Raw genomic sequence first — 5,778 nt, forward strand, 5'->3', positions numbered from 1 at the left:
CATACCACGCTGCTGCCACCGAGCCGCACTGCTCGATCAGGCGCGCGAGCCGGAGCGGGCCGATGCCGGGCACGAGGTTAAAACCAAGGTAGTAGCGGGTGATGTCGTGCATACGTCATTGCGCTCTCAACAACGGTTTCTATATAAGAAACCGCGCCAGATCGGCAAAGGTTGCGCGAAGTGGGGCAGAGAGCGCAAAGAACGTGGAGCTGTTTCACCCAAAGACGCGAAGGACGCAGAGAACGCAAAGTATTTTATAGGTGGAACCCAAACGTGCTTGTACCACCATCCATCATCCACCCTTTGCGATCTTTGCGCCCTCTGCGTCGTTGCGGCGCCGGTCAGCCGTCCGGCTCTACAGGCGCCTTTGCGTTACACCGCTTGGGCAGCTTCACCATGGCGGCCACGGCCAAACCAATTCCGCCACTCGCGATGCTCCCACACCACCAGCAACTGGGCAGCGTTGAAGATCGACGAATAGGTGCCGCTGATCAGACCGATCAGTAACATCAGCACAAAATTGCGGATGGTATCACCGCCGAACAGCAGCAGGGCCGTGAGGGTAAAGAAGGTCGTCAACTGGGTATTGATCGACCGCGGCAGCGTCTGCACGAGGCTATGATTGACAATATCATCGAACGTCTCGGCGGGATGGCGGTTGATCAGATTCTCGCGGATGCGGTCAAAGACCACAATCGTATCGTGAACCGAGAAGCTCAGCGTCGTGAGTAGCGCAGTCAGGAAGAGGGCATCAACCTCAAGCCCGATCACGACGCCGAGAATAGCGGCGATACCGAGCACCACCAGCACATCGTGCAGCATCGAGATCAGCGCGCAGATACCGTAGCGTACCGGATGCGGCGCTTTGCGGAAGGCCCACGTCAGATAGAGCAGGATCACCAGCGACGCGCCGAGCACCGCGATCACGGCGCTGCGGGTCGATTCGGCGCTGACGGTGGGGCCGACGCTCTCAAGCCGTTCGCGGGTCACTGTGCCGAAGGCGCCAGTCAAAGCCTTCATCACCGCCTCGATCTCGCTATTCGGATCCGACTCGCTGAGCGGGCGGGTGCGCACGATCGCCGCCGCCACGGGTCGGCCATCAACAGTGGTTGGGCTCAGTTGCACCTGTGCGCCCTCAAACCCGCCAGCGGCGAACGTCTGCGCGATGCGGTCGGTCGTCAATGACTCTGGCGTGGTATCAGGAAAGCGCAACTCCCACAACGCGCCGCCGGCGAAATCAATGCTCGGTCGCAGCCCAATTGCAAACCGCCCGGTGGTAATGAGCGGGTGCAGTAACAGCATATACAGACCGGGCAGAATAACCAAGAGTGACAAAGCAAACCACCAATAGCGACGGCGGACGAGATGTTCCATAATGACGTTACTCCAGTGTCACGGGTACGATTCGTTGCACGCTTGCGCCTACTCACCCGCTAGGAAGCCGCTGTCGCCGCCGGCGCAGTCTCGCGGCGATCGACGCCGAACCACCATGCCCGTTCATCGCTAAACAGCGGCAATACAACGCGCAAGAAGGTGCGGGTCACAATTACGGCAGTAAAAAGACTGATCACAATGCCGAGACCAAGCGTGAGCGCAAACCCTTTGATCAAGCTGACGCCGAAACTGTTGCCGAACATAAACAGCACAATGCTGGTAATCAGGGTAGACACGCTCGAATCACGGATCGCCGGCCACGACTCGACAAATCCCAACTCCAGCGCATTGCGAATATCACGGCCCCGGCGGTATTCTTCGCGCAAGCGGGCAAAGATCAGCACGTTTGCATCGACCGCCAACCCGATCGAGAGGATAAAGCCGGCAATACCCGGCAGAGTCAGTGTCACCGGGATCAGGCGGTAGATGGCGAAGCTGATGGCGGTGTAGATCAAGAGCGCGATCGTCGCGATCAGACCGGGGCCGCGGTAGAAGAGGATCATAAAGATTGCGACCACCGACAGGCCAATAACGCCGGCGATAATGCTCGCAGATACGCTCTCTTGGCCGAGGGTCGCAGTCACGGTACGGCTCGTCTCAATCACCAACGGCACTGGTAATGCACCATACTTCAACTTGTTAAAGATCTGATTGCGTTCAGCCTCGGTCGTTACTTCAATTACGCCGGAGCCATCGGTAAGCGCGGCATTGATCACTGGGCAGCTCACCACCACATTATCGAGCACAATACACATCGGCTTGCCAATGTTAGCAGCGGTAAACGCGGCCAAACGGCGAGCCGACTCACCGCGGAAGGTGAACGAAACCGCCGGACGGCTGCCGAGCGTGCCGCCCTGCGAGAAGGTCGGCTGCACAGCGCTGGTGTCGAGATCGGCGCCGTCGGTGATGCTCTGATAGATCGGGCCGAGGCTATTGCCATCGGTAATAGTTCCGCTTTCGAGCAGTTGCGGCGGGTTAGGGCTGCTTGAGGTGCGCACAATCGCGCCATCGGCCAAATATTGGCCCTGCGAATCGATAAACTCAAGCCGGCCAGTGCCGCGCAACGTCTCAATCGCCTGTTCGGGGTTAGCAATGCCGGGCAACTCGACGATGATGCGATCATTGCCGGCCCGCTGCACTACCGTCTCACCGACGCCAAGCGCATTGACCCGCTGCTCGATCACCCCAGCGGCGGTGGCAATCTGTTCGGGGGTGGCATTGGGATCAGCCGAGCGCAACAAGACCTGAATGCCGCCTTGCAAGTCAAGGCCAAGGCGCACATTCACATCGCGACCCAAGAAATTGTTATTAGGGGTAAAATTAATGGCCAGCGCCAGCCCAGTCACAACAATAATCAATATCAGCGCTGAAAGATTACGGTTTTGCACGGTTGCCCTGCTCCTCACTCATGTCGAAAAGCCGGCCCATTATAGGCCGGCGACGGCGGCGCGTCAAGGCCGCCGTCGCGGGAATAGCCCCAAAAAGAGGCAAAAAGCGCAAAAGATTTGAACGCTTGCGCATCTTTGCGTTACTGGCGACAGCCATCAGCGGCCAGCGGCGCGCAGCGCGGCATCAATCGCTGTGAACAGCCGGTTTGAATCGACAATCTGGCCGTTAACGCTAAACGATGGCGTGACCTGCACGCCGAGCTCGGCAGCCGATTGCGCTGCGGCTAAGATCGCTTCACGGTGAGTGCCAGCCTGCATGCACGCATCGAACTTGGCGCGGTCGATGCCCACGATACCAGCATAGCCACTAAAGGTATTCAGCGGCGAACTGAGTTGGGCCCAAATGCTCTGATTGGCGAAGATTTGGCTATGCATCTCCCAGAACTTGCCTTGATCGCCGGCGCAGCGGGCGGCTTCGGCAGCCGGCAGCGCATTCGGGTGAATATTGGTCAGCGGCAGTTCGTGGTAGATAAACTGCACCTTGCCGGTATTAATGTAATCGCGCTCAAGGATTGGCTCAAGGCTGCGGGTGAAGAACGCGCAGCCGGGGCACTGGTAGTCTTCAAACGCGATCACCTTTACCGGTGCGTCGGGGTTGCCCTTGTAATAGAACCCTTCAGCCGTGCGCCCAACCGGCGCAGTTGGCGTTTTGACTTCGCCCTGATTGCGGGTAAGGAAGACGATCAGCGCAGTGAGGGCCAAGACTGCCACCACGCCGACCGCAATGTACAAATAGAGTAAATTGTTCTGTTTGGCTGCCTTGACCCGGCGGCCACGGGTGCTCTGCACACTCATTGCTATCTCCTGACCTTACGCTGCCAAAACTCGCGCCATTATAGCCATTGCCCGATCCCCCGTCAATTAGCCCACGAGGGTCGCCACAAACTCGAGTTCAAGCCGCACCTCATCAGCCACCGTGTCAACCGATGGCGAGTCGGGAATAATCAGGTTAAAATCGCGGTAGAGCACGGTGGTCTTCGCTATCCCGCTGATCTCGGTCTGGCTCACCGGCGTCACCGTGACAGTAAACGTCACCGGGCGGGTGACGTCGGTAATGGTGAGGTCGCCTTCGATAGTGAACTCAAAGGGTACGCCAATCGTGACCTGTGCTGGCAAACCAGTGATTACGCGCGGGGTGAAGGTAATCAGCTCGAATTGATTGGTGCGCAAGATGGCGTTTTTGATCGCGCGATTGCGAAACTCGTTGTCGGTGGCGAAGGTGCGGGCATTAATCTGGATCACACCCACTTGCGCCGTAGGTACATTTGGGTCGAGCGCAATCTGGCCGGCCACCTGATTGGTCACGCCAACGACAGTCACAGGTTGGCCGCGCAACACCTCATCGATCAAGAAACGAGCTTCTGAACGGCTTTGGTCAATGGCGAAGAGTTGCAGGATCGGCTCGGTTGCGGTGGTAGGCGATGCCGGCATCGTAGTCGCTTCAGCAACGGCAGTGGCTGCCGGTGCCGCCGGCGCAGCCGTTGGTTGGGCAAGAGGCGCGGTTGTAGGCAATGCCAATGGCACTGCTTCCAGCGGGCCGCTGGCCGCTTCGGGCGGGCGGAAGACGTAAAAGGCGAGCAGGCCTAGCCCAATCACGACCACGACCCCTACCACGACCACCACTCGTCGGATGTTCATCATCGCATCTTCCTCGTAGTACAGCATCTGTGCGTCATACCATCAAACATGATACCGGATCGGCGGCCTGAAATACCGTTTTCTCATCAAACATTTAGCTTTTTGCTATGACATATAAACACAATTTTTGCAAAAAAGTGCTATACTTGAGGAAGATAGGGAATAGAAGGGTGGGGAGTAGGGTCGTGAATGGTAGGACAGCCCATGCGCACCAGCAGAAATGCGGCCTGCTTCGCGATACTGTTGCGCATGTGTATCTCTGTACCAACTGCTATGCCTAGGAGGCTTCTAATGGATCGGTCGAGCACATTGTGGAAAGCGGCGCGAGTTGGGCTTGTGCTGTTGCGCTATGCGTTTGGCGCGACGTTTGCCTATGGCGCGTACCACAAGATTACGCGGGGTTGGCTTACCACGCCAGTAATGCGCCAGCACTTCGAGCAGCGCCTGTCGGAAATCGCCCAAAACAGCTTTAGCGCAGCATACTTGCGCCATTTCGCCATTCCGCTGTATCGCCCGATTGCGTGGATCTTGACGATCGGGCAGGTGATTGTGGCGATCAGTATGTTGACCGGCAAGGGAGTGCGGCCAAGCGCGGCGCTGGCGCTGTTTTTGCTGGCCAACATTAGCGCAGGGTCGTACTTCAACGCCAGTATGCCGCCGTATCTGATCACCGCTATTTTGTTGATGCTGGACAAGGAAGAGGGCCGGCTGGCGTGGAACGAAACCGCCTTCGAGCAGCTTAGCGTGGGCGAGCGGTGGTAGGCGATGCCCTGCCGGCCCTAGCACACCCGGCAGGGCGCGGCTACTTGCAGGTGAATGAGGAATATGCTACAGTAAAGGCGGTGCGGGCGTAGCTCAGTCGGTAGAGCATCTGCCTTCCAAGCAGAATGTCGCCGGTTCGAGTCCGGTCGCCCGCTCCATTCTACCCTCGCCGACCATGATGCCGGCGAGGGTTTATTGTTGGAATGAAGAGGCGCAGTAGAGCCGGACGGCTGTCCGGCTCCGCAGAGGGCGCAAAGGTTTCAAACGCAAAGACGCGAAGGGTGCCGAGAACGCAATTTTGGAAGCGCCGCACCCCTATTGTCATTGCGAGCCGCCGGAGGCGGCGAAGCAATCTCCCACTTCAGCGAGATTCCGTCGCTCAGCGGGCTTCGTAACCGTCGCCCGGCCCTGAAGGGCCGGGCGATACAGCGGGAGGCACTTCTTGCCCCCACCCCTAGCCCCTCCCCCAACCCCGCTCCCGCGTCAGCGGGAGCGG

5 protein-coding genes and 1 tRNA gene are annotated in these 5,778 nt (G+C 58.6%); 2 read left to right on the forward strand and 4 right to left on the reverse strand.

What is annotated here, in order from left to right:
- Positions 1-372: 372 nt before the first annotated feature.
- From secF to U9R81_RS04070, 4 genes are all read right to left on the reverse strand, one after another.
- Positions 373-1,374, reverse strand: coding sequence for a protein translocase subunit SecF (gene secF / locus U9R81_RS04055; protein ID WP_322494241.1), 1,002 nt, complete (start codon positions 1,372-1,374; stop codon positions 373-375).
- 59 nt (positions 1,375-1,433) lie between these two features.
- Positions 1,434-2,822: a protein translocase subunit SecD gene (secD, locus tag U9R81_RS04060; protein WP_322494242.1), complete on the reverse strand. Its 1,389-nt coding sequence runs from the start codon at positions 2,820-2,822 to the stop codon at positions 1,434-1,436.
- 156 nt (positions 2,823-2,978) lie between these two features.
- Positions 2,979-3,677, reverse strand: a complete 699-nt coding sequence (locus U9R81_RS04065) for a DsbA family protein (RefSeq protein WP_322494243.1) — start codon at positions 3,675-3,677, stop codon at positions 2,979-2,981.
- 66 nt (positions 3,678-3,743) lie between these two features.
- Complete coding sequence (locus U9R81_RS04070; protein WP_322494244.1) at positions 3,744-4,523, reverse strand: YceI family protein; 780 nt, start codon at positions 4,521-4,523, stop codon at positions 3,744-3,746.
- Positions 4,524-4,811: 288 nt separating this feature from the next.
- Here U9R81_RS04070 and U9R81_RS04075 point away from each other — a divergent pair, with 288 nt between their 5' ends.
- Both U9R81_RS04075 and U9R81_RS04080 read left to right on the forward strand, forming a co-directional pair.
- Positions 4,812-5,282, forward strand: a complete 471-nt coding sequence (locus U9R81_RS04075) for a DoxX family membrane protein (protein ID WP_322494245.1) — start codon at positions 4,812-4,814, stop codon at positions 5,280-5,282.
- Positions 5,283-5,364: 82 nt separating this feature from the next.
- A tRNA-Gly gene (locus U9R81_RS04080) sits at positions 5,365-5,440 on the forward strand.
- Positions 5,441-5,778: the final 338 nt, after the last annotated feature.

The sequence above is a fragment of the Chloroflexus sp. genome (assembly GCF_034435895.1).
Classification (GTDB): domain Bacteria; phylum Chloroflexota; class Chloroflexia; order Chloroflexales; family Chloroflexaceae; genus Chloroflexus.